Genomic DNA, 25178 nt, shown 5'->3' with positions numbered 1-25178 from the left:
TTGACAAATCTTATTGTCAAAATGGTAAAACAAGTCAGCCAGCCGAAATAGCTGTTTAAAAATATTGAAGGTTTAATACTCACTGGCAGCAATCAATTGACGGGTATATTCTGTTTGCGGATGGCTAAATAACTGTACAGTATCTTGAAATTCCATGACTTTCGCTTGATGCAGCACCAACACTTTTTGACACAGTGCTTTCACCACTTGCAAATCGTGGCTAATAAACAAATAGCTCATCTGTTCTTGCTGCTGCAAACGGCGTAACAGCTGCACGACAGCACGTTGCGTGGTACGGTCTAAGGCAGAAGTCGGCTCATCCATAATTAACAGTTTAGGACGCAGCACCAACGCGCGTGCTAATGCAATCCGTTGTCGTTGCCCACCCGACAATTCATGCGGATAGCGTTGTTTAAAACTCACAGGCAATTCCACTTTGCTTAGAGCTTCATCAATGCGCTGGATGATTTCAGGCTTGGACAATTGTTGCAATGCCAAACCCTCACCAATGGTTTGCTCCACATTTAAACGTGGATTTAAGCTGCTAAACGGGTCTTGAAATACAATTTGAAACTGCTGACGTAAGGGACGCAATTGGCGTTCATTCAGTTGATTCAGATCTTGCCCAAGTAGTTCAATTTTTCCCTCACTTTCAATCAATCGTGCAATTGCAAGTGCCAATGAACTTTTACCCGAACCACTTTCACCGACAATACCAATAGATTGACCTTGCGGAAGTTGCAAGCTTAACGGCTCAACCGCAACCACATAATCTTTAACCCGATTCAGCAAGCCTTGTTTAATCGGGAATTTCACAGCAACCTGCTCCAACTCCAAAATGGTCGGCAACTCATCAACCTGCAAAGCTTCACCAAAATCATGATTCAACAAGTTTTGGGTATAGGCTTGCTGCGGTCTATTAAAAATATCTGCCACACTGCCCTGTTCTTCGACCCGCCCCTGATTCATTACAATTACCCGATCTGCATAGTGTTTGACTAAATTCAAATCGTGGCTGATCAAAATCATGGCCATATTACGACGCACTTGCAGGCTTTTTAATAAATCCAAAATCTGCGCCTGCAAAGTCACATCTAAAGCCGTAGTTGGTTCATCAGCAATTAAAATATCGGGATCGAGTGCCAACGCCATTGCGATCATCACTCGCTGACGTTGCCCCCCAGATAATTCATGTGGATAACGCTTTAGTTTTTCTTCAGGCTGTGGAATGCCGACATCTGCAAGTAATTGCAGCACCCGAGCACGCGTTTTTTCTTTGCTCCAACCTTGGAGTAATAAACTTTCACCAATAATTTTTTCCACTCGATGCAACGGATTTAAAGCCGTCATTGGTTCCTGAAAAATCATGGCAATTTTTTGACCACGAACTTGTCGCAATTGTTGCGGTTTAAGGCGAAGTAAATCTTGTTCTGCAAAGACTGCCTGACCTTGCACCTGTAAATGTTCGGGCAATAAACCCAGCAATGCCAAACTACTAATAGATTTTCCAGAACCACTTTCACCAACCAAAGCAATGGTTTCGCCTGCATGCAGCTCAAAGTTTAATTCGTGCAATAAAACCTGTTGCTGCTGAATACGCAGATGACTGACTGTTAGCAATACTGCAGGCTGTGATGCAGTTGAAGAATTAACGTCTTGGATCGAATGCATCACGGGTCGCCTCCCCAATATAAATTAACAAGGACAGCACAATTGCTAAGGTAAAAAAGCCTGACAATGCCAACCACGGTGCATTTAAATTATTTTTACCTTGTAACAACAACTCCCCTAAAGATGCTGCATCGGGCGATAAGCCGTAACCTAAAAAATCCAGTGCGGTTAAAGCTGTAATATTGGCGGTTAGCATAAATGGCAACTGCGACAAACTCGAACTCATGGCATTGGGTAAAATATGCCGAAACATAATGGTACGATCGGTTACGCCTAAACTTCGCGCTGCACGGACATAGTCAAAATTTCGGGCGCGTAAAAATTCTGCTCGAACCAAGCCGACCAGTGTCGTCCAGCCAAATAACAGCATAATCACAAATAGCCAATACACACTTGGGGTAAACATGCTGACCAAAATCATCACCATGAACAGCATCGGTAAACCACCCCACACCTCTAAAACGCGCTGACCAATTAAATCGACCCAGCCGCCATAGTAGCCCTGAATTGCCCCGACCAAAATGCCCAAAGCTGCCGATGCAAAAGTCAATGCAAAGCCAAATAACAACGATACACGCAAGCCATATAAAATTCGCGCCAACACATCGCGCCCTTGGTCATCTGTACCTAGCCAATTTTGTGCAGTTGGTGCAGAAGGTACAGGAACGGCCAAATCTAAATTCGGGGTCTGGTAAGAAAACTCAATGAGCGGCCAAACTGCCCATCCTCGGTCTGCAATCAGTTGTTGCACCACTGGGTCTTTATAATCTGCTTCGGTTTCAAATACACCGCCAAAGGTCGTTTCAGGATAAGCCTTGAACACTGGCAGATATAAAGATTGCTCATATTTGACCAATAACGGTTTATCATTGGCAATCAGTTCTGCCGCCAAAGACAACACAAAAATAATGATAAAGACAATGAAACAACCCAAACCCAATTTATTCTGTTTAAAACGCTGCACACGCGCCTGCATGATCGGTGACATTATTTTGCCCCTCGCGATTCAAAACTAATACGTGGGTCAATCACCTGATATAACACATCGCTGATTAAGCGTAGAATTAAGCCCAATAAGGTAAAAATAAACAAAGTGCCAAAAATTACAGGATAATCACGCTGTACAATCGCCTCAAAACCAAGCAGGCCTAATCCATCTAAATTAAAAATAATTTCGATGAATAAATTCCCAACAAAGAAAATACTCACCAACGCTTCGGGTAAACCTGCAATCACAATCAGCATGGCATTACGAAACACATGCCCATATAACACACGCGATTCAGTAAGACCTTTAGAACGTGCCGCCAACACATATTGTTTGTTTAATTCTTCCATAAATGAATATTTGGTCAGATAGGTCAGCCCTGCAAAACCACCAATCACCATCGCCAATAAAGGCAAAGTCATGTGCCAAAAATAATCGGTGATTTTTCCCCACAGACTCAATTGAGCAAAGTTTTCAGACACCAAACCCTGTAAAGGAAACCACTGAAAATATGAACCGCCTGCAAAAAATACAATCAGTAAAATAGCAAAGGCAAACGCAGGAATGGCATAGCCAATCGCCAACAAAATAGAAGTGGCTTTATCAAACAACAAGCCATGCTGACGGGCTTTTTTAATGCCTAAAGGAATAGAAATTAAATAAATCAGCAAGGTGCTCCATAAACCTAAAGATAGCGATACAGGTAATTTTTCCCATAACAATTGGGTCACAGGTTTATCTTTAAAAAAGCTGGTGCCAAAATCGAACTGCACATAGCTGGTGAGCATTTGCCAAAAGCGTTCATGTGCAGGTTTATCGAATCCATATTGCGCTTCGATTTTTGCGACCATTTCATCACTTAAACCTTTAGCACCTTGATAATTGCTGCTATTGGAGGTTGCAGCAGTTTCACCGCCTGTCGCCCCCATGCCCTGAAAGGCTTCGGCTTGCTGAATCGCCTGTTCGACTGGACCGCCCGGTGCAATTTGAATCACCACAAAGTTAATCAATAAAATGAAAAACAAGGTTGGAATAATCAGGAGCAATCTTTTGAGTATGTATGTGCCCATGTACTTACCTTTTGGCAATGTTCTGGTTTATCGCAAACACTGTCATGCTTGAGTTTTAAAATCGTTATTGTTGACGTAAATAATGTGCAACTTTCTTGGCTTGGGCAGCATCACTCCACCAATAATCAATTCCTGCCGATAGTTTAGGTTTGATGGCGGGCTGACGATACATATTCCAATAGGCATACCAGTTTTCACCTTTGCCATAGGTTGGAATTTGATAATACCCCGCACGCAATAAACGATCCAAAACTTTGGTACGCACAATCAATTGTTCACGATTAGGCGCACGAATCAACTGTTGTACCACTTCATCAATTACTGGGTTTTTAATGCCTGCGTAATTATAGTTTCCTGGTTGATCTGCGGCAGCACTACTCCAAAGCTGTGCTTGCTCATTGCCTGGACTTAAAGATTGCGGCATGACACTGGTGGTCATATCAAAATCGGCACGGCGCATGCGTTCAATATATTGCGGCACATCGACATGCCGAATATTTACCGTAACGCCCAGACGTTTCATATTGCGCACAAAAGGCACTAATGTGCGTTGCAAACCATCCTGATGAATTAAAAATTCAATTTGAATGGCTTTGCCTTTGGCATCGACCAATTTACCTTGCTGAAAACGATAACCCGCTTTCAAAAGCAATTCACGGGCTTTAAGCAAGCCGTTACGGTTAAAGCCACTGGCATCAGTCACAGGATACTGCCAATTTTGCAATACGCCTTGGCGTTGAATAGGATGCAGCTTGGCCAAATAGGGTTTTAAAACAGACAATTCTGCGGCTGAAGGTGTGCCTTTGGCTTCTAATTCACTGTTAGAAAAATAACTTTGCAAACGGCGATATTGCCCATAGAACAAGGCTTTGTTTTGCCATTCAAAATCATAAGCGTAGGTTAAAGCCTGCCTAAAACGAATATCCTGAAACGCATGTCTGCGGGTATTAAAAACAAAACTTTGGGTCGGAATTGGGTTTTGGTGCTGAAATTTATGCTTGACCACCATGCCCGCATTCACAGCAGGAAAACGATATTCAGTGACCCATTTTCGTGCGGTATATTCTTCATGCAACGTGTATTGCCCCGACTTAAACCCTTCGAAGGCAATATCCAGATTGCGATAATAAACATACTTCAGGCGGTCAAAATTATAGCGCCCTTTATTTACGGGTAAATCTTTGCCCCAATAATTTGGATTACGCTTATAAGTAATGCTGCGCCCTGCATCAATCCGCTCAATAAGATACGGCCCTGAACCTAAAATCGGTTCTAGTGTGATGCGGGTAAAGTCACGCTTTTGCCAGTCTTTTTTAGAATAGATTGGCATTTGCGACAAAATCAGCGGCATTTCTGCATTGTTAGTGGATTTAAAACTGACTTTAACCTGATGCTTAGACAAGACCGTGGTTTTATCTAAATCGGATAAATACATTTGCAAACCTGGATTAGACTTGGTCTGAAAAGCATCAAAACTGAATTTCACATCATCTGCTGTAACTGGGCTGCCATCACTAAATTTAGCTTTAGGATTTAAATGAAAAATGACAAATGCAGTTTGCTTGGGGTCATAGCTGACTTTTTCTGCCAATAAGGGATACATCACCCCCGGCTCATCTAAAGAACTGCTCATGAGTGAATCGAATATAAAACTCACCCCATCGGTTGAGCTGCCCTTGCCATTCATGTCATTTAAATTATCAAAAGTGCCATTACTGGCACGAATTAAATCGCCACCTTTGGGCGCTTGCGGGTTGGCATAAGGCATAGCCGAGCGCCCCACATACTGAGGCTGGCTATGTACGGCAATATAGGGCGTGGTTTGTAACGCAGCCCATCCAAACTGCGGCAAGACCACACAACCTAAAATACAGCCCAGATATTGATGTGTCTTTTTTATGGCAAATGACATGCACACAGCTCCTTGTGCAGTATTCCTGAGGATGCCGTCAAAACATGACATCCTCAGGATTAAACTTTACAGATTCGGGACTTTAATCACATCGCCAATACGCAATTGAGTATTTGGCTGCATATCATTTAAATCTGCCAATGCTTTGGTGTCGATGCCATAACGACTGGATAAGCCAATCAGCGTATCCCCACGTTTCACTTTATATTCAGTTACGGTTTTGGGAACTTGAATATTTTGTCCAATGCGTAAACCTGAACGTGGCGTTAAGTTATTTAAACTCGCCAATTCTGCAACCGACACACCCACACGGCTGGCAATCGAATTTAAAGACTCACCACTTTTAACGGTATAAGTTTCGGTGGCTTTACTACTGCTGCTTTTCGCAGCACTTACGACCTCTGTTTTTACTTCATTTTTTGCAGCGCTGGCATCGACTTTTAAGCGTTGTCCAATGCGGACATTGGCAGTACGTGAAAGGTCATTCAGCTCTGCCAAATAATTCAATTGCAATTTATATTGGCGCGCAATACTGCTTAAAGTTTCCCCTGCTTTGACCACGTGAATATCATTGGTGGTTTCAGCCACAGCTTCAACTTGGGCTTTTTTCTCAGGAACATCACCCGTGAGTTTAAGAATTTGTCCTGCTCTTAAACCACTGTTACGGCTTAGATTGTTTAAGTCTGCAATATAGTCTTGGCTGAGATTATATTTTGTCGAAATCGCCGATAAGGTATCGCCACGTTGTACCGTATAACGCTCAGGCACATTGACACCTGCAGGCACTTTGAGGGTTTGACCAATGCGCACACCGCTTTGCGTGCTTATATTATTTAAACTGGCGAGCTCTGCCAAAGAAATTTTGGCTTGGTTGGCAATGCTCGATAAAGTATCACCACGCTGTACTTGGTAGTTTTCAGTCGGATAGTTTGGCTCTGCTGCTTTTGTTTCTGACTTACTGGCTTCAGCTTTGCTCGCTTCCGTTTTTTGTGCAGTCACTTCATTTACAGGCACATTAATGCGTTGCCCAACCAATAAGCTACTGTTCGCGTTTAAACCTGGAGTTAAATCAGCCAATTCCTGATTTGACAAGGCATAACGGTCTGCAATCAGTTTTAAGTATTCGCCACGCTTCACTACGTAAGTTTTGGTTGCGATTTTTGCAGCCTGTTCTGCGGCTTTTTTGTCGGCTTCTGCTTTGGCTTTAGATGCAGCCGTTTCTTTTAAACTTAGACGCTGCCCTACAAATAAGCCACTGGTGGTGCTTAAGTTATTAAAATCTGCCAATTGTTTTACAGTTAAACCAAACTGACTGGCGACACCTGTTAAGGTATCATTGGCTTGCACCACGTATTGCTCAGGCATGGTTTTTGGCTTAGCAGGCTCTGCCTGTACTTGTGGCTTGGCGTCGTATAAATAAATACTGGTGCCCACATACAAAGTTGCATCTGGAGCAATTTGGTTCCACTTGGCAATATCACGCCAGTTCAAGCCATTTTTCATGGCAATACTGGCCAAGGTGTCCCCCGCTAACACGGTGTACGTGGTACGTTTGCCTTTTGGTGGTACGACCACCACTTCAGACTCCGTACGCACATAATTCTTACCTTGGTTACGCTTTGCTTCTTCTGAATCTAGGCGCGTATTTTCTGCCACACTTTTCGGGTAAGCAAAACCTTTGGTTAATTCTTTACCTTGCTGCTCTGCAACAGACAGACTGGTTTGAATAGCGGTCAGCTTAATTTTTCCATCGTATGGATCAACAATTTCAGTGCCTTGAGGCGCAATTTGTTTTAACTCAGCCACAAGTTGTTCTTGTTCTGCTTTAGAAGCCACAGGCTGCAACACTTCTTCTACAGTTTTATTGCTACCTTCTGCCTGCACTGCTGCAAGAATTTGCTCACGCTCAGTATTGGAAATTGGTGGTTCAATCCGCACAGGCTGAATATTGGCAGCAGGTGTAACAGCAACAGGAATTCGCGGCGCACTTGGAATATCGCTACCCGCAGCAAATGCTGCCAAAGCGTCCGAACCTTGTGGCGTACGTGACAAACGTGTAGGCGTAGTCGTTGCTGGTTTTGAAACACTGGCTGTAGTCGATGCTGTGCTTGGTGTAGTGGTAGTTGTGACTGCCGTAGAGGCAGCAGGCTTGCCTATAGTCGTTCTGGTTGTTGTACTGGTCGTTAACGCAGGTGGCTCAGATTTAGATGGTGTAATGGTCACACCAGAAGATGAAAACGATGGTGTGTTGCTGCTATTGCTTGCCCATAAACCGCCACCACCTTGTAGTTTTTTCAATCGTGCATCGACTGTTGGGCTTAAATCTGCAGGAATCAAAATACGCATTGGACTTTGGGTGTCAATCCGATCCCCACGATGTCCAGGGTTAAGCGAATACAGTTCGGCACGGCTGAGACCGGTAATATTGGCCACATCATTTAAATTCACCGCGCCTACATTAATTTCACGGAAGTGTGGACGGTTGGCAATTGGGGGTAAAGACACGCCATAAGCATGCGGGCTTTTAATAATTTGTGCTACCGCCAAGAAACGCGGCACATAGTTCATGGTTTCTTGCGGCAGTTTTAAAGACCAATAATCGGTTGGTAAACCTGCAGCTTTATTGCGGTTAATGGCTTGTTGAATACGACCCGGGCCTGCGTTATAAGCCGCCAATGCCAATTCCCAAGAACCAAACTGATTATACAAACTGCCCAAAAACTCATAGGCAGCACGAGTCGACTCCACGACATCTCGGCGACCATCGTACATCGAAGTTTGTTTTAAGCCGTAAATACGCCCTGTACTTGGAATGAACTGCCATAAACCTGCGGCAGCTGCGCTACTGGTTGCTGCAGGGTCATAGGAACTTTCAATCACAGGTAACAACGCCAATTCAGTTGGCATACCACGACGTTCAGCTTCTTTAACCGTGTGATACAAATAACGTGACGCACGCGCACTTAAACGATCCAAATACGGTTGACGTGAAATAAACCAGCCTCGCTGCGCTTCAATACGTGGGTTCCAATGGTTTAAATCCATTTTGAAACCAACGGTCATACGCTTCCAGACATCACCGTGTTTTAAAATTAATAAACGGTCACCTTCTACCGCGCGCATATCGGTTGCAGAGAGTAAATCTTCCAGACCATCTAAAGTACTGGCATCTAAATAACCCGAACCGACCTGACTTGAAGTGAGTGGCTTGCTCGCACCCTGCGTCGAGCTACAGCCCGTCATCAAGCCAAGGGCAGCCAATGCTGAACCTAAAACTGTAATTTTTAAAAATGAAGGTAAAGTCGGCTGCCACATGCGCGTGGTTGGTTTATACATAAAAAAATCCAAACAACTCGTATATAAATTATTTTTTAGACTTGCCATTGTAGTAGAGCTAGACAACGACACAAGGCATTAATTTAGCGCGTTTCGTCTATAAATGTTACAAGAAATTAAAAAATAGACAGGATTTACACGTCTAAACCGAATTTGCGATATACAATAGCTTTTCATTTTGATTTATTTTGCACAACCTGCGGATCTGATTTATGTCTCAAACAATCACTTTATATGTTGATGGTGCTTGTCGTGGTAATCCTGGCTTGGGTGGCTGGGGTGCGTATATTGTTACCGAACAAGAAGAACATAAATTATATGGTGGCGAAGCTCAAACCACCAATAACCGTATGGAATTGACTGCAGCGATTGAAGGCATTTTATTTTGCCCAATGGATGCCAAGCTGATTATTTGGACTGACTCCAATTACGTCAAACAAGGCATTACCGAGTGGATTCACGGCTGGAAAAAGAAAAACTGGAAAGATGTCAAAAACCCTGACCTTTGGCAAAAATTAGATGCGGTCTGTCAAGGTCGTGAAATTGAATGGCACTGGATTAAAGGTCACGCAGGACATGCAGGTAATGAAATGGCAGATCAACTCGCCAATGTGGGTGCAGATCAAGTCAGCAAAATGTTAAAAACCGCAGACTCAAACCCAACCCTCAATGCAACCTTAATCACATCGGCAGTAGACATAGCAGAACATGATAAAAAAAAAGCGGAATCTGACTGGTTGCTCGATGACCCGTTTGGTTTTGATTTAATGGGCGATGATGCCGAGGTTGAAACAGAAGATATGCAAAATACGCTTCAGGAAGCTCATCAGGCAACCGACACGGAACTCGAAATCAGCGCATCTGTTCATGTCATTGAAGCAGAAACCAACGTGCCTGCAACTGAATCAACCATTACAGATGAAACTGAAACAGAAAAAACCAATCCATCAGCTCGCGTTGACGCAGTGAACACAACTCAATTGCATCCGCATATTGTGGTCACCCCTGCCACAATGGAGCTACACGGCCCGCGCCAACTGATTCTAGATACTGAAACCACAGGTTTTTACTATCAAGATGGTGACCGAATTATTGAAGTCGGTGCGCTGGAAATGATTAACCGTAAACTCACGGGCAGTTCCATCCACATTTATATTCAGCCTGAAAAACTGGTCGGTGAATCAGAAAACATTCACGGTATTTCAGATGAGTTCTTAAAAGACAAACCCAAGTTTGCCGAAATTGCCGATGTGCTGTATCAATATCTTAAAGGTGCAGAAATTATTGCGCATAACGCCACCTTCGATATGAACTTCTTAGATATGGAGTTCAGTCGTGCGGGGTTGGGCAATTTGTCCGAAGTATGCGAAGTGACCGACTCACTGCTCATGGCAAAAAGTAAGCATCCTGGGCAAAAAAACTCACTCGATGCGCTCGTCAGACGCTATGAAATTCCTGCGCGTGACCGTACGTTCCACGGCGCATTACTAGATGCTGAAATTCTAGCCGATGTTTACTTGGCAATGACTGGCGGACAAGTCGCCTTTGATATGGATGCTCTGTCTGCAAGCGAAGAACAGCAACGTCAAAGTGATCGTTTAAGTATTGATATTGATCTTGCTGTGATTCTGCCATCAGAAGAAGAATTGGCTGCACATGAGAATTGGGTCAAACAATTTGAAGAAAAACACGGTAAACCTTGCTTTTTTGCCAAATAAAATCTACGAGTTTTGTAATTTTATGTATTTAAAGATTTGCCAGTTCAGTTATAGTTAAAGCAAATAGGACTTTGTGTATTTTGCAAAGAACCAACAAACAGATAAAACACTAGGAAAGGTGCAGATCCATGTCTTACCAAACCTCTATACATTTTGATCCAACTGCCTTACTGATAATAAAAAATGAGGTTGATAATTCTATCAAACTGGTTGAATCCGCAGTAAGCACCTTAGCAGAAGATCAAACTTTGCCTTTTGGGATTGATGATGCACTGAATCAGTTTGAACAGTGTGCTCAGGTTTTAGCCTTAATTGATATGGAAAGCTTGGCAAAAATTGCGCAATACTCAGCAGAGCTGATGCGTAAAATTATGGGGAATCCAAGCAATATCAACACGCTGGAAGTCATTGCACTTAGCGAAGGCACCACCATGCTCAAGCGTTATATTGAGTTTATTTGCCTACGTGAAGTTAAAATTCCACAATTCCTACTCGACACTTTAAACCGTTTAGAATTGGCATTGGGTAAACCATTGACTCAAGAAGGTCAGCATATTGAAACTTTATTGGACTGCATCACTCCAAGTTTCCAATTGCCGCAAGTGCCTTCTTTAGAAAAGTCGGCTTATGTGCATCGCTTATATAAACTGTCATTACATAAGCTGCTCAAGCAAGAAGAATCTGCCATGGATCTTCAAGCGATTAAACTGGTAGGAACGTATTTGGCAGGTTTGGCAGAACAACATCCGAGTCAGCAATATTGGGGCTTAGTACACGTTGCCTTTAACCATATTGATAACTTGTTGTTGAATGAGCCACGTTTGCGTACTTTTATTAGTATTGAGCACAATATGCGTCAATACTTTGCTACGCCAGAAAGCTTTACCGCCAGCTTGTCTGATCTTGCGAATGTGTTGAGCCTGTGTATTAGTCAAGAAGATGAAATTTCTCAACATATTCGCAGTCAAATGAATATTGGTGAAGACTTACTCACCGACATGCAGCTCCAAGTATTCAGCCGTCATTTATATGGTCCAGATTTTGACACCATGCATACCATTAGCGATTTGGTCACCACAGAAATGACACAAATTCGCAATGATATTGAATACAACTATCAAAACATGAGTCCTGAAAAAACGCTGGAATTACAAGGCAAATTAACAGAGTTAGCAAACTTGTTTAAAGTCTTGAACTTAAATGAAGCGCATTTGGACTTACAACGCCAAGCTGAATCATTAAGCCGTCCTGAATTACTCAAAGATGAAAACTTTGCCCAGCAATTAATGAACGTGATTTTATCGGCCATGAACTCAATCGGTGTGCTTGAACGTCACCACACCTCTAGCCGTTTGCAGTTACGTGTGAATAACATGAACATTTCGCTAGATCGTTTAGATGAAGCACACGAAGCCTTGCTGACTGAAACCAAGTTACTGATTGACTTAATCACGCAAACACTGACACAGCACCTACAAACTCAAAGTGTTGCAGATTTAGAGCATACTTCAGCGCAAATTCGTGAAGTTGCAGGGGCAATGTTGTTCTTGAATGCTGAAAGTGGTCAAAAAGCACTGAAAGTATCTGCAGATTTTGTGCATGCACAAGTCGAAGCAGGACAAAACTTAACTGCTGAACAAGTCAACAATATCTTAGATACGCTTGCCAGTGCAGACATGCTGATTGACAATTTAAAGAACAAACAACCTGTTCTACAAAGCATGTTTAAGGTAGCATTGGACAGTAGTGAAAAATTGAAAACTGTAGCCTAATGACTGAACTCTCACTTGCATATATTTTTCAGCAACAACAACTTTTGGTCGATGAAAACTTCCAATTACCACGTGTGGAAAAGTTGGCAAGTGATTTAAGTTTTAGCTCGGGTGATCAAGTGATTGCCCGAGATCTGCTTGAAGATGAATCCATTCCTGAAGGCTTTCAACTGGTGCCTATCCGACAACTTTTACAAGTCTGGAACACCCAACAGTTTGAACAAGCCAGCCGTGCTATTCAGTTACTCGAATGGCGTCGCAACCACAAATTCTGCAGCCATTGCGGTCATAAAACCGAAGTCCATGCGACTCAATATGCCATGGTCTGCCCGGCTTGTGGCTATCACCAATATCCGCGCGTAAATCCATGTGTCATTACCGTGATTACTCGTGGTGAAGATGAAGTCTTATTGGCGCGTAATGCACGCAATAAACTGCCCATTTACGGTTTAATCGCAGGCTTTGTTGAAGTGGGTGAAACACTCGAAGAAGCAGTACGTCGTGAAACTTTTGAAGAAGTTGGCGTACAACTTAAAAATATTCAGTATCTTGCCAGCCAGCCGTGGCCTTTTCCAAGTAACTTAATGATCGCCTTTAAAGCTGAATATGCAGGCGGTGAAATTCAGTTACAGGAAGAAGAAATTCGTGATGCACAGTTCTTTAAGTTTGATCAACTGCCTGATATTCCATTTAAAGGCAGTATCGCCCATGCCATGATTATGCATGTGACCCAAGGCACGCCTGTGGCAGATGACACCAAAGCTTGGCTATAAGTCTAATTCGCAATCTTGCATTTAAAAAACCGTTGCACCCCATAAGCTGCAACGGTTTTTTTAATTACCATTTTCCACAGAAGATCAATCAACATCACGCATCTTTAAGTGCCTGATCTAAAGCTCGCATAATTTGGCGTTTGGTCGCAAAGAAACGACTAAACAAACTCGACACCGATGCCATAACACTGACATGCCCTGTTTTTGGAATGACAATAATTTCACTATGATTGCCATATTTCTTTAATACGTGGTCGAAGTCTGTGGCATTACTTGCCCCCACAATTTGATCTTTTTCTGCCACCAATAAATAGTGTTTGACTGAATTCGGCTCCACAAAATAATACGGCATCACATCCTGATACGGCACCTCTTGATCAAAGGCATCGGCACATAGCGGATCATCCTTATAATCAAAATGATAAGGCCCTGCCAAACCAATAATCGCACGAATGTGATCTTTACAGCTTAAAGCATAGGGCTGGGGATGGTACAACAAGGACATCACATTAAATGCCCCAGCCGAATGTCCCATCAATACCACCTGTGCCGTAGAAATACCCAGTTTGTGTTGCTGCTGAGTCAAGTAATTCAGTGCAAGAGTTAAATCATCAATATAGGTGGGAAAAATATGCTGTGGCGCGAGTTGATAGTTCATCACCGCAACATCAAAGCCTTCTTTTGCAAAAGCTTCGCCCACAAAACGATAATCCTGCTTATCGCCACGTGACCATGCCCCACCATGCACAAACACCATGAGTGGACACTGCGGGCGTGGTGTTATGGTGCGGTACAAATCCAAACGATGCCGTGCGCGTAAACCATATGCAATATTGCTTTGAACGGTATAACCCTGACGTGGCGTTAAACGGTTCAGCGCATAGCTGCCCAAATCATACAGGCGAAATTCTTCATAAATACGTTTCGCCTGTTCTAAAGTTTTATTCAGTTGTTTAAACCAGTGTTCCACATTATTGAACATGTGTCGGTTCAACCTGATCTGGGTCAATCGCGACTGGCGTTTGTGTTTCAGGCGCAACCATTGGGCTGACAAAGTTCGCATTGTTGCTCGGTTGTAGCTCAATATTATCAATCAGGGTAATAATTTTAGTGACATTGCCCACTTGTTGTAGCACTTGGTTTAAATCCTGCAATTCTGCATTGTTTAAACGTCCCATCACATACAACACACCATCTTCGGTATGAATACGCACTTTGCTGTCTGACACCACAGGTGCTTTCATAATCAAACCACGGGTATTTGCAGTAACCGTGGTGTCCTGCATAATGGTGCTATAGCTGATTTGATTACCCACTGTAATATAATTGTGGATGGTTTTTACATCACTCATGGCACGCACATTGTCTTCTGCCAACTGTTTTAAATGCGCGTCAGGCACTTGCCCTGTCAACAACACATTGCCATGAAAACTTTCTATATTGACACGTGATTGTTTAAAACGTGAATCCAGTTTATATAAATTAATTTTTGCAGTACGTTCAATAGAGTTATCTATAAACACTTGCCCAAGTGAGCGTGCACCACTTTCTGTACCCACTGGCGCAGTGCCTGTGCCACTTGAAATAAAACTTGCACAACCCGATAAACTTGCTGCACACAGCAAGGTCACTGCAATACGCTTGAACACTCAGCAAGACTCCTATTATTTTCTTTCAATTCTGGCTTGTGCTGTGCATTTCATCCTTAGATTTGCACGATCAACAATACACCGACTGATGCTTTTGCTTTAAATTTCACTCAAAGATTAATCAAGTCTGCATCAAAAGTAAAAGCATTTTCAATCCATTGCAAATCATACGGGAATTTGGAAAAGTCTTGCTGTACTGTTTTTGCAAATTGCTGAGAAAAATCAAAGCAAATCACATCAAAACGACAATAATATTCTGAATAGTGTGGATATTCTGTTAAAAACTGCAGAGCGGTTTTCATAATTTTACGCTGCTTGGATGCAGACACCACTTCATAGGCTTTGCCATAGCCAGTTTGCGAACGCGCTTTAACTTCTACAAAAATCAGTTGTTCTGCTTGAATAAAAATACCATCTATTTCACCAAAAACACTGTGATAATTCTGCTTCAGCTTTCGCCAGCCGTGTTGTTGTAAATAGTGCCAAGCCGTCTGCTCTGCCCATGTGCCGATACTTTGCTGCAGTGTTTTTTGATTCATGCTATATCCAATTTTTTATTTTGTTATGGTGCTCAATCTTAGTATTCGCTGAAGTGCGATGACGTGAGTTTCACACGTCAGACTGCAATTCAGGTAGAATAAGCGCTTGGTCTGTAACTTGTATCAGACGCAAGCCAATACTGCTGTTGTTTCGTGTTCCATCATTTTTATTTTAGTTTGCTATTTCCCACGGAGAAAACTCAATGAGTGCCCAGTTATTTGTTGTTGCTACCCCAATTGGTCACTTAGATGATATGAGCTACCGTTCAATTGATGTGCTCAAATCGGTCAGCCTAATTGCCGCTGAAGATACCCGCACCTCTGCACAATTAATGAAACATTTTAATATTTCAACTCCGCTTACAGCCTGCCATGAACACAACGAAAGCAACAAGATTGATATTTTAGTCCAAAAATTACTCAATGGCGAAGATATTGCGCTCATTAGCGATGCAGGTACACCACTGATTAGCGACCCAGGTTTTAAACTGGTTCGTGCAGCACAAGCCAATGGTATTCGTGTGATTCCTGTGCCGGGTGCATGTGCAGCCATTGCAGCGCTCAGTGCGGTTGGCTTACCAAGTGATCGCTTTAGTTTTCAGGGATTTCTCGCTTCTAAACAGTCACAGCGATTACAACAACTTGAAAAGCTAAAAGATGAAACCCAAACCCTGATTTTTTATGAAGCACCACATCGAATTTTAGATTCAGTCAAAGATATGGCTGCCGTGTTTGGTGCAGATCGCCCTGTTGGCTTTGCCCGTGAAATCACCAAAACCTTTGAAACCATTAAAAAAATGACTTTAGGTGAATTGGCTGAATTTATCGCAGCAGATCATCATCAACAAAAAGGTGAAATTGTATTGGTGGTGGGGGGAGCGAGCGAAGAAAAAGACATGGAACAAGAAAAATTAGATCAATTATTGCAGCGTTTGTTGCAAGATTTATCGGTAAAAGCAGCATCACAATTGGCGGCTGATCTAACAGGGATTAAAAAGAAAATTGCCTATCAACGTGCGTTGGAATTAAGCCAAGCAGCTGAATAAGCCGATTGAGCAATAACAGTGATGACGATCATCGCGCATAAAAAAAAGCATCACCCTTTATACAAGGTGATGCTTTTTTATGTTGAAGGTATAAGCATTAGAGCAGCCTGCATAGTAAGCATCCCGCCCTAACTCACTCAACAGTTCAACGAATAAATTCAATCAACAAGTTCAGCAAGCACGTTCAACAGATTAGTCGCGCGCAGACTCATCTGGTGGCACTTCGGTAATTTTTCCGCCACGCGCCAAGAATGCAGCCACTTCATCTTCCAATGCCTGACGCTGTTTTAGTTTGGCAGTTACAGTGAGAGTTTCTGCTTCTGCAAGATCACCATCTACAGCACCTTCTTCTGATTCTGCTGCACCTTTTTCAGCCGCTTTCGCTTCATCTTCGTCTACAGTTGAATCTTCTACATCATCGTAATCGTTCATGTCCGTCATCTTAATCTCCCCACAAATGACTTCAATTTAGTCCAAGTGAAAACTGGTTATGAATTACGATGAAATTTAGCAATCTCTTGGCCTTTCGCATAGAGTCTAGATTAAAAAAAACGTATCTTTTTTAACCAAATTCGTAATCAGGTATGTATGACCGTACAAAAAACGACTGTTTTGCTTTAAACCGCGTAGCGTGTGTCTTTAAGCAGGCTTAATCCACTGGCTTGTGACATAAAGGCATCTTTTAACGCAGGCAGCTGCTCCACCTGTTTTAAACCAAAGTTACGTGCCCACACCACAGGGAATAAAGTGGTGGTTTCCATCCAGCCAATCGCAGACATACTATGCATCATGGCATCATTTTGTCCTTTACGACGATGCTCGTAACGCTTTAAAGTTTGCTCATGCGCCCAAACACCACGTTTGAAATCATGCAACAACACATCGCACAGTACGGCTGCATCCAGACAACCAATATTCACGCCCTGCCCTGCAAGCGGATGAATTACATGCGCGGCATCACCAATAAGTGCCAAACCATCTTGCACATAACGCTGCGCTGCACGTGCTTTCAGTGGGAAAATAGCACGTGGGGTTGCCTCTAAGACTTCCCCAAGCATGTGATGACTTTCACGAGTCAAAAGTTGGGTAAAGTCGTCATCATTCAGTTTGGCATATTCTTCGGCATAGTCATCAGGCAAAGTCCAAACAATCGACTGCCAATGCCCTTCCTGCTCGGCGTGTAAACTTGCCATCGGTAAATAGGCCAAAGGACCAGTTTCTAAGAAAATTTGACGTGCAACATGCTGATGCGGCTGCGCAGTACGAATTGCACAGGTTAGACCTGCCTGACGATAATCCAACACATCAAAATCAATAAAGGCTTGTTCGCGCACAAAGGAGTTAGCACCATCTGCGCCAATGACTAGCTTAGTCTGTAATTGTGTACCATCGGCCAAATAAATGTGCCAAACGCCAACACCACGCTCTAAACGGGTCACTTTGACTTGCGTTCGATAATCTTGCACTTGTTGCAACATTTGCTGCTGAATCGCTAGATTTAAAATGCTTGGCTCGACCATTGAACCCAGAGCCTGCTCAATAGCGGGTGTACGTTCGTTACTTGCCCCAAAGTTAATTTCGCCATAGCCATTTTTATTCCAAACCTGCATGCCGCTATACGGCATATGTCGCGCCAGTTTAGACCAGACATTGACTGTTTTTAACAGGTGGATGGTGGCCTGACTTAAAGCCAATACACGCGGATTGGCAACTGCAAGGGTTTTCTCTGCATCTAAAATAGGTGCGGCATCTAAAACTGTAGCCTGCACACCCCCTTGTGCCAATAAAAGTGCAGTTAAGCCTCCCACCAAGCCGCCACCAATAATGACGACATCTAACACTTGCGTTTGTTGATTTGCTGTGATCATGCTTTTAACCCCATGGCATAATTGGCGACCAAAGGTTTAATGCCTGGAATGGTATCAAACGCGACTAAGCCTGTATTACGCATAAATTTCAGGATTGGGTTTTGATTGCTAAATCCACGTACCACGCTGTCACAGAATTTAATGACTCGCTGTTGATCTTTCAAACGCGATTGTTCATAGTCACGCAGCATTGCAGCATCGCCTAAATCTGCTGACTGTGCCGCCTGTTCGGTGAGATAACGCAATAATACGTAAGCATCTCGCATACACAAGTTAAAGCCCTGCCCTGCGACTGGGTGAATGGTATGCGCTGCATTACCCATCAGTACAACGCGACCAACCGCCTGTTTTTCTGCTAAAACTTGTGACAATGGAAAACTAAAACGACGTCCTGTTTTTTCAAATTTTCCTGCGCGGTCGCCATAAGCTTGTTGCAGGGCATCTAAAAAGTGTTGGTCGTTTTCATCGCCAATCCATTCATGCTCTGTTCCCTTTGGTACAGGCCACACCACAGAACGACGATATTCACCTGGCAATGGCAGCAACGCCAAAGGCCCTAAATGACTAAAACGCTCAAAACCCACATGCGCATGCGGCTTGGAGGTTTGCACTGTGGTCACAATCGCTACTTGGTCATAATCATGTTCCGATGCACCAATGCCCAAGGCTTTACGGCAGAAAGAATCACGACCATCGGCAGCAATCAGTAGTTTGGCAGCAAGCTGTAATTGTTCCTGACCACGTACCGCTTCAATATAGGCAAAATCTGCATCTTGTTTAAGACTGGTGACCTGCACACCATCAATCAATTCAATCAAAGGTTGTTTACGTACTTCGGTCAACAACACTCGACCTAACCATGCATTTTCAATCACCTGACCAAAGCTTTCGACTTTTTCTTGTTCGGCCAATAAACGTGCCTTGCCAAAACTATCTTGTTCGGTAATTTGAACTTCTAAAATAGGCGTAGCATGTTCTTGCAAGGCATCCCATAAACCTAGCTCTTGGTAAATTTGTACGCTGCGACGCGACAAGGCACTGTTACGTGCATCAAAACTGGAATGATACGGCGCAAGGCTGGCATCGTCATAATTGGGGTATTGAATCGCTTCTAGCAACTTCACTGCAATGTTTGACTTAGCCAACATCAAGGCTAAGCTTAGCCCGACCATACCACCGCCTACAATGATCACTTCTTGTTGCATGCCTTGATCCTTTTTATGAGGTATTCGACTTCAAAAGATTCAATCGAAATACGTATAATCTGTAATGGATTTTATCTTACCGCAAAGTCATTTATTTTTATAATGAATTAGTGTTGAAGCTATGGAAGATGATTAGACTTCTTGCAAATGTCCGATTCAAACTATAATTATTAATCCCCCATCTTCTTGCTCCGAGCCATGCATGACACAAGAGAAGATATATTCCACACTTAGTACTATTGATGGCTGATGATCAATTTTGAAATAAGCTCAATGATAAAAATGATCTCACATAATGATTATTATACAAACTATATTTGTAATGCATATTGCATTACAATATTTCCATACATTCAATAACTGAGAAAAGTGATGGCTACTGTTAATTTCAGGGTCGATGAAGCCCTTAAAGAAAAATCTTATTCTATTCTTAAAGAACAAGGTATTTCACCTACCGATTTCTTCACCAATATTCTTGAATATGTGGCAACGACTGGAAAACTTCCTGTACAAAAAGTATTGCTTTCAGAAGAAGATGCAGAACTATTGGCACTCGTCCGTAAACGCATGAATGATCCTAAAGAGATGTTCGAGGAAGTCACATTAGATGACTTATAAACTTTTACGTCACAAGGACTTCACTGCAGAATGGGAAAAGCTTCCGAGTGCTATCCGCGACCAATTCAAGAAAAAATTAGCCAAAGTCATTGAGCAGCCACATATTCCAAAGAACATGCTTAAAGGTGATCTTGCTGGCTGCTATAAAATCAAATTATTAAAAGCGGGTGTCCGACTTATTTATCAGGTCAAGGATGATCAGGTCGTTATTTTGCTCATTACCGTTGGAAAGCGTGCTGATAACATTGTTTATGATGAAGCAAAAAAGCGGATCAAAGACTAAAAATTATTTACATACTCAAAATTTACACGCGCTTTCTAATAAAAAAGCTGATCACTTGACCAGCTTTGATTAGACCCAATTAAGCAGATTTAGCTTTTGCCATCAATGCTTCAATCTCTTCTACGGTTTTCACCACTTTTGAAGTCAGATTCAATGGCCCGTTCGCAGTCGCAACAATATCATCTTCAATACGGATACCTATACCACGCCATTTAGCATCTACCGTTTCATCATCGGGTGCAATGTATAGACCCGGTTCAACGGTCACCACCATACCTTCTTCATAAACACGCCAGTCTTCACCGTGTTTATAGCTGCCGACATCATGCACATCCATGCCCAACCAATGCCCTGTACCGTGCATATAAAACTGGCGATAACTTTCCGAAGCAATAATTTCTTCTAAATTGCCCTGCATAATGCCTAGATCAAGCAAACCTTGCACCAAAATACGCACCGCAACATGGTGTGGTTCTTTATAGGAGTTACCAATTTGTACAGCTTCAATTGCTGCAATTTGCGCATCCAATACAATGTTATACAGTGCTTTTTGTTCTGGACTGAATTGACCATTCACGGGAAAAGTACGGGTAATATCTGAGGCATAGCACTGATATTCACAGGCTGCATCAATCAGGACTAAATCGCCATCTTTAAGCACTTTGTCATTTTCGACATAATGCAAAATGCAGGCATTTTCACCACCACCGACAATACTGTTATAGGCAGGTACGCAGCCATTTTTACCAAAAATATAATTCAGTTCAGCTTCTAGCTCATATTCCATCATGCCTGCTTTTACTGTTTGCATGGCACGAGTATGTGCTTCTGCACTAATATTTGAAGCAATTTGCATCAGTTCCAATTCAGACTCAGTTTTATGCAAACGCATTTCATCCAGCAAACGATCTAACTGAACAATTTTGGCAGGTGCAGTATTGCCTTGACGATGTTGTGCATCAGCTTGTTGGTTCCATGCCGCAACACGTACATCAAATTCAGTCTGATGCCCCAAGCGATAGTACAACGTGTCTTTATTGACAATTTTGGCGATGATTTCTGCATCTAATTGCGCAATTGCAAAAGACTCATCTGCCTCAAACAGCTCAATTGCACCTTCTAAACCTGCGCGATAACCATTCCAGATTTCCATTTCACGGTTACGTTCACGGCAGAACAACGTGTAGGTATAACCTTCATCAATTGATTCATAGGTTTCAATCACCGCAACTGCTTCAGGTTCAGCAAAACCTGTTAAATAGAAAAAACTGCTGTCGGCACGATATTTATAATCTGCATCACGATTACGCATTGCCACAGGACTGGTTGCAATAATTGCGACACTATTGGGCCCCATCAGTTCTGCAAGTTGATCACGACGTTCTTTAAATTCGACTTGAGTCAGTTTTTTCATAAATACGGTCTACATATATAAAATGATGAAAATATGATTGTTGTAATGACTTAAAGCACCTTACACCGACACACTTAGGCACACAACGCCCGATTAACTCGGACGGTGTGGCGTAAACATTTCAACAACAGCACTTGCGTTTTGTGTGGTTTGTGCAGTTTGTTGACGCGACTTAGCATGTAAGTTTTGCAATAAAGAGCTTTCTTCTACTGGTACTTTTTTACGCCCAACAGATAAACTCACAGGAATCAAACGTACAAATTCATACAATTCCTGATAGCTTTCTTCGCCTTCTTCGTCATTGTCTGAATCTTCAAATTCAACCGCAGCAACATCTTGTAAATGCTCAATCAGTTCGATTTCATCTGAACGAATATGCCCAGAAGCCAAACCAAAACCAAGCACAACGCCTGCACACCAATCTGCCAAAGCTTGCACACGTTCTTGTAAAAGATGTTCATCATCTGGCAATAACGGCAGATAATCTAACTCATCTTCAGACAAAGCATGTGCGACATCTTCCGATTCATCGGTTAAAAGTGACAGTGCGGCTGGCTCTAATTCTGGCACATTGAGGGTTTCTAAAATCTGCTGCCACTCGGTTTCAGTTGGTGCATTTGTCACACAAACTATACCTGTCAGCAAGCCATGTAACTCACTTGGGCTTGAAATTTCTTCAATGTTAGAAAAATTGCGGAACCATTCCGACCAACCTGAAATATCGTCTTGCATTCGTTTATCCAATCTCTATACTTCGTATATATTACCTTTGTTTGCAATACTGTGCGACCACGATATGTTAGAAGAATTACAGCGTCTACAAGCGCATATTGGTGTTTTAAAAACACGAATTGATCATTATGAAAGTGAAAATACCGCCCTCAGCACAGCCAAGCAAACTGCTGAGGAACAGCATCATGCACAAATTGTGCAAAGAAACGGCATCATTACTGCCAAGCAAGATGAAATTGAGAATCTGACTGAGCAATTAAGCAGCACTCAGGCGCAATTTCAGCAGTTAAACCAAGATGCGACAGCACTGGCAGACCGTTACAGTCGTTTGGAAAAAAGCTGTACTGATTTGAAAAACCGCTTTCAGGAAATTTTGGCTGAGCGCAATGAATTACGCATTCTGAAAGAAAAAATGCTGAATGATCAACGTATGAATCAGCATGAAATTCAGACACTCAAACAAGAACGTGAAAGATTGTTACAAAAAAATGAGCATGCCAAAGCCAAAGTTGAAGCTATTATTCAGCGTCTTGCAATTTTAGGTACAGCTCAAGATCATCATGCGCAAGAAATTCAACAACTTGCCCACCCTGCCGAAGTGAGCGAGGAAGGTTAATATGTCAGTTCAAATTCCAATTGATTTACGTGTTTTAGGACATAGTTTCCGTTTAGCCACAACTGAAGAAAAAAGAGAAGATTTAGAGCGTGCAGCACAATTATTGAATGAACGCTATGATGAGTTTCGTCGTAAAGCGCCCAATATGGAACCGAGCAAACTGATTATTGTGGTGGCTTTAGAGTTGATGCAAGAGGTTCTTTCTATGAATAAATCTTTGCAGCATTATGAGCATTGTGAGCGTTTACTCAGCACCATTTTGCAAGAAGTTGAAGCCCTTACTTAAGTGTCGTTTTTTTGACTTAAGTTTGCATAAAGGCTATGCAAACAAGCTCTATCTTTACAGTTAATTCGTGAACATGAGTTGCCAAGCAACTGAGATGGGTTATACTAATTCTAACTCTGAGGTGTTCGCCAGCGAGTCTATATCCCTGCCGATACTTAAATCTTAGGATTGTGTTCTGCATATTTAGAGCGTATGCCCATCTCGTATGGGAAACCCAGCAAGTATGCGTCGCGTCCGCCTTGAACTTTTTCGGGTTCAGGGTAACGACATGCAGCGGCATCTTCGGAGCTATTTATTTTTAAATATCTAAAAATAAAATGTCTAAAAAATATAAAATCGTTTAGAAAAATGTATCAGCAGAAACCTTAAACCGCTCAGACAGCGCTTTAATATGACGAATATTCAACTGGCGTTTGCCGCTTAAAATCTCCGAAATCACAGATTGAGTTGCAACCTCTGCCAAGTCAGATTGACCTAATCCATGTTGCGCCATCAAAAAAGCTAAAGCAGCACGACCATCTCCATGAGGAATAGGCAGGTGTTCATTTTCATAAACAGAAACCAAGTCACCGAGTTGATGAATCAGCCCCATTAAAGGATGCGTTTCATCATCACCAACAATATCTAAAAGCTCATCTAAAGCCTCGACAAGTGCATGAAAATCTTTTTCATTTTCTGGTTTACTCAGCAAAGGAGCAACGTAGTGCCAGTGATCTACAGCCTGTTTAATCATTGCGTTCATACTAATCCTCCTTCCAATGACCTTTGTCATATTCTTTATGGGATAACACATGACGAATATACACACGCTTTGCCTGATACATCACAACAGCAATAAGTCGAATCTTATTCCCACCAATATCGAATACATGAAACTTTCCAACTTTATCAACTGCTGGAAATAACTGCTTCATTTCGGCAAAGTCTTTCGGATCATTTGCCTTAATAATTCGATACCAACCATCGAGTGCTGTTTCAGCCTGTGGCCACTTGTGCATTGCCTCTATAATTCTAGCGTGGGTGATCACATGCATAATATTTTATCGCATTTTGCTATAAATCAAGTATAAACTGATTATCGCATATTGCAATATTTTATAGCGAATTAAACAAACTCAGTTTCACCAACTTGATGATAGTGACGATTAAAATAAACCAACGCCTGATCTTGTTGATTTTTTTGAATAGCAACAATTGGGCAAATAAAAATAGTATGCGTCCCCACTTCTTGAATTTGTGAAATTTCACAATCAAAACTGACCAATGCATTTTTTAATATAGGAGCACCTGTTTCCAAAGCTGCCCATTCAGCCTGCTTAAAACGCTCATCGGAACTCAATTTTGATGAGGCAAATGCATTAGAAAGATGTTCTTGTTCTGCATTTAGCACATTCACACACAGCACTTTATTCTCTAAAAAACTGAGATGAGAACGCGATGATTTGTTCATACACACCAATAATGTTGGCGGTGTATCTGTCACGCTACATACCGCAGATGCAGTAAAACCATGACGTCCTGCATCTCCCATTGTCGTCACTACATTGACTGCACTTGATAAGAAAGACATTGCATTTTTGAAGTCTGTTGCTTTAACCATCACCGTATTCCAACACTCAACTTTTTTAGAAAGTTCAAAGGATGCTTTTTGCCTGAAAAAGCATCCCTGATTCACTTAACTT

24 protein-coding genes and 1 other RNA gene are annotated in these 25178 nt (G+C 42.3%); 9 read left to right on the top strand and 16 right to left on the bottom strand.

The window, feature by feature from the left end:
- Positions 1-72 precede the first annotated feature (72 nt).
- The 5 genes from FTU66_RS09760 to FTU66_RS09740 form a co-directional block, all read right to left on the bottom strand.
- Positions 73-1671 (bottom strand): ABC transporter ATP-binding protein, encoded by a 1599-nt coding sequence (locus FTU66_RS09760; protein WP_180112754.1) that lies wholly within the window; start codon positions 1669-1671, stop codon positions 73-75.
- A complete protein-coding gene (locus FTU66_RS09755) occupies positions 1649-2659 on the bottom strand; it encodes an ABC transporter permease (RefSeq protein WP_179988923.1) in 1011 nt (336 codons plus the stop codon). Before FTU66_RS09755 ends, FTU66_RS09760 begins: the two co-directional genes overlap by 23 nt.
- Positions 2659-3729 (bottom strand): microcin C ABC transporter permease YejB, encoded by a 1071-nt coding sequence (locus tag FTU66_RS09750; RefSeq protein ID WP_004972662.1) that lies wholly within the window; start codon positions 3727-3729, stop codon positions 2659-2661. Before FTU66_RS09750 ends, FTU66_RS09755 begins: the two co-directional genes overlap by 1 nt.
- A gap of 64 nt (positions 3730-3793) precedes the next feature.
- On the bottom strand, positions 3794-5641 hold the full coding sequence (locus FTU66_RS09745; RefSeq protein WP_004972660.1) for an extracellular solute-binding protein: 1848 nt from the start codon (positions 5639-5641) through the stop codon (positions 3794-3796).
- 66 nt (positions 5642-5707) lie between these two features.
- On the bottom strand, positions 5708-8977 hold the full coding sequence (locus tag FTU66_RS09740) for a LysM peptidoglycan-binding domain-containing protein (RefSeq protein WP_167846131.1): 3270 nt from the start codon (positions 8975-8977) through the stop codon (positions 5708-5710).
- Positions 8978-9189: 212 nt separating this feature from the next.
- Here FTU66_RS09740 and dnaQ point away from each other — a divergent pair, with 212 nt between their 5' ends.
- The 3 genes from dnaQ to nudC all read left to right on the top strand — a co-directional run bounded on the left by dnaQ (position 9190) and on the right by nudC (position 13240).
- Entirely contained in the window at positions 9190-10695 is a 1506-nt protein-coding gene (gene dnaQ / locus FTU66_RS09735) for a DNA polymerase III subunit epsilon (RefSeq protein ID WP_004972656.1), read from the top strand.
- A 128-nt stretch (positions 10696-10823) separates the two neighbouring features.
- On the top strand, positions 10824-12467 hold the full coding sequence (locus FTU66_RS09730) for a chemotaxis protein (RefSeq protein WP_096902171.1): 1644 nt from the start codon (positions 10824-10826) through the stop codon (positions 12465-12467).
- Entirely contained in the window at positions 12467-13240 is a 774-nt protein-coding gene (gene nudC, locus FTU66_RS09725; protein WP_096902169.1) for an NAD(+) diphosphatase, read from the top strand. Before FTU66_RS09730 ends, nudC begins: the two co-directional genes overlap by 1 nt.
- Positions 13241-13334: 94 nt before the next feature.
- On the opposite strand, the gene FTU66_RS09720 is transcribed toward nudC, so the two are convergent.
- From FTU66_RS09720 to FTU66_RS09710, 3 genes are all read right to left on the bottom strand, one after another.
- Positions 13335-14222: an alpha/beta hydrolase gene (locus FTU66_RS09720; RefSeq protein ID WP_180112749.1), complete on the bottom strand. Its 888-nt coding sequence runs from the start codon at positions 14220-14222 to the stop codon at positions 13335-13337.
- On the bottom strand, positions 14212-14889 hold the full coding sequence (locus tag FTU66_RS09715) for a BON domain-containing protein (protein ID WP_180112748.1): 678 nt from the start codon (positions 14887-14889) through the stop codon (positions 14212-14214). Before FTU66_RS09715 ends, FTU66_RS09720 begins: the two co-directional genes overlap by 11 nt.
- A gap of 110 nt (positions 14890-14999) precedes the next feature.
- A complete protein-coding gene (locus FTU66_RS09710; RefSeq protein ID WP_180112747.1) occupies positions 15000-15428 on the bottom strand; it encodes a YraN family protein in 429 nt (142 codons plus the stop codon).
- Between the two features lie 203 nt (positions 15429-15631).
- Between FTU66_RS09710 and rsmI the strand changes: the two genes are divergently transcribed.
- Positions 15632-16474 (top strand): 16S rRNA (cytidine(1402)-2'-O)-methyltransferase, encoded by an 843-nt coding sequence (rsmI, locus tag FTU66_RS09705; protein ID WP_179991266.1) that lies wholly within the window; start codon positions 15632-15634, stop codon positions 16472-16474.
- 192 nt (positions 16475-16666) lie between these two features.
- Here the strand turns inward: rsmI and FTU66_RS09700 are convergent, their stop codons facing one another.
- The 3 genes from FTU66_RS09700 to ubiH form a co-directional block, all read right to left on the bottom strand.
- Positions 16667-16915, bottom strand: a complete 249-nt coding sequence (locus tag FTU66_RS09700) for a hypothetical protein (protein ID WP_004972644.1) — start codon at positions 16913-16915, stop codon at positions 16667-16669.
- 176 nt (positions 16916-17091) lie between these two features.
- Complete coding sequence (locus FTU66_RS09695) at positions 17092-18342, bottom strand: FAD-dependent monooxygenase (protein WP_154320491.1); 1251 nt, start codon at positions 18340-18342, stop codon at positions 17092-17094.
- On the bottom strand, positions 18339-19547 hold the full coding sequence (gene ubiH, locus FTU66_RS09690; protein ID WP_180112746.1) for a 2-octaprenyl-6-methoxyphenyl hydroxylase: 1209 nt from the start codon (positions 19545-19547) through the stop codon (positions 18339-18341). The genes FTU66_RS09695 and ubiH overlap by 4 nt, the downstream gene beginning before the upstream one ends.
- A gap of 372 nt (positions 19548-19919) precedes the next feature.
- On the opposite strand from ubiH, the gene FTU66_RS09685 reads away from it, so the two are divergent.
- Together FTU66_RS09685 and FTU66_RS09680 are read left to right on the top strand one after the other, a co-directional pair.
- Positions 19920-20165, top strand: coding sequence for a type II toxin-antitoxin system RelB/DinJ family antitoxin (locus FTU66_RS09685; protein WP_167846138.1), 246 nt, complete (start codon positions 19920-19922; stop codon positions 20163-20165).
- Positions 20155-20448 carry a type II toxin-antitoxin system RelE/ParE family toxin gene (locus FTU66_RS09680; RefSeq protein ID WP_154320489.1) on the top strand — a complete coding sequence of 98 codons (294 nt, stop codon included), beginning with the start codon at positions 20155-20157 and terminating at the stop codon, positions 20446-20448. Before FTU66_RS09685 ends, FTU66_RS09680 begins: the two co-directional genes overlap by 11 nt.
- A gap of 79 nt (positions 20449-20527) precedes the next feature.
- Here the strand turns inward: FTU66_RS09680 and pepP are convergent, their stop codons facing one another.
- A complete protein-coding gene (gene pepP / locus FTU66_RS09675) occupies positions 20528-21862 on the bottom strand; it encodes a Xaa-Pro aminopeptidase (protein WP_154320488.1) in 1335 nt (444 codons plus the stop codon).
- A gap of 93 nt (positions 21863-21955) precedes the next feature.
- Complete coding sequence (locus tag FTU66_RS09670) at positions 21956-22594, bottom strand: UPF0149 family protein (RefSeq protein ID WP_004970514.1); 639 nt, start codon at positions 22592-22594, stop codon at positions 21956-21958.
- Between the two features lie 64 nt (positions 22595-22658).
- Here FTU66_RS09670 and FTU66_RS09665 point away from each other — a divergent pair, with 64 nt between their 5' ends.
- The 3 genes from FTU66_RS09665 (at position 22659) to ssrS (ending at position 23789) form a co-directional block, all read left to right on the top strand.
- Positions 22659-23210: a hypothetical protein gene (locus tag FTU66_RS09665; protein ID WP_104852303.1), complete on the top strand. Its 552-nt coding sequence runs from the start codon at positions 22659-22661 to the stop codon at positions 23208-23210.
- A gap of 1 nt (position 23211) precedes the next feature.
- Complete coding sequence (locus tag FTU66_RS09660; RefSeq protein ID WP_004970518.1) at positions 23212-23496, top strand: cell division protein ZapA; 285 nt, start codon at positions 23212-23214, stop codon at positions 23494-23496.
- A gap of 110 nt (positions 23497-23606) precedes the next feature.
- A non-coding RNA gene (gene ssrS / locus FTU66_RS09655) (6S RNA) lies at positions 23607-23789 on the top strand.
- A 47-nt stretch (positions 23790-23836) separates the two neighbouring features.
- On the opposite strand, the gene FTU66_RS09650 is transcribed toward ssrS, so the two are convergent.
- From FTU66_RS09650 to FTU66_RS09640, 3 genes are all read right to left on the bottom strand, one after another.
- On the bottom strand, positions 23837-24238 hold the full coding sequence (locus tag FTU66_RS09650; RefSeq protein ID WP_004970519.1) for a type II toxin-antitoxin system HigA family antitoxin: 402 nt from the start codon (positions 24236-24238) through the stop codon (positions 23837-23839).
- A 1-nt stretch (position 24239) separates the two neighbouring features.
- On the bottom strand, positions 24240-24530 hold the full coding sequence (locus FTU66_RS09645; RefSeq protein ID WP_019836372.1) for a type II toxin-antitoxin system HigB family toxin: 291 nt from the start codon (positions 24528-24530) through the stop codon (positions 24240-24242).
- A gap of 71 nt (positions 24531-24601) precedes the next feature.
- Positions 24602-25096, bottom strand: coding sequence for a flavin reductase (locus tag FTU66_RS09640; protein WP_004970523.1), 495 nt, complete (start codon positions 25094-25096; stop codon positions 24602-24604).
- Positions 25097-25178 lie beyond the last annotated feature (82 nt).

It is taken from the genome of Acinetobacter sp. YH12131, assembly GCF_013418635.1.
GTDB lineage: Bacteria > Pseudomonadota > Gammaproteobacteria > Pseudomonadales > Moraxellaceae > Acinetobacter > Acinetobacter towneri.
The sequence above is the reverse complement of the archived record's forward strand: the minus strand, read 5'-3'. Positions and strand labels throughout refer to the sequence as shown.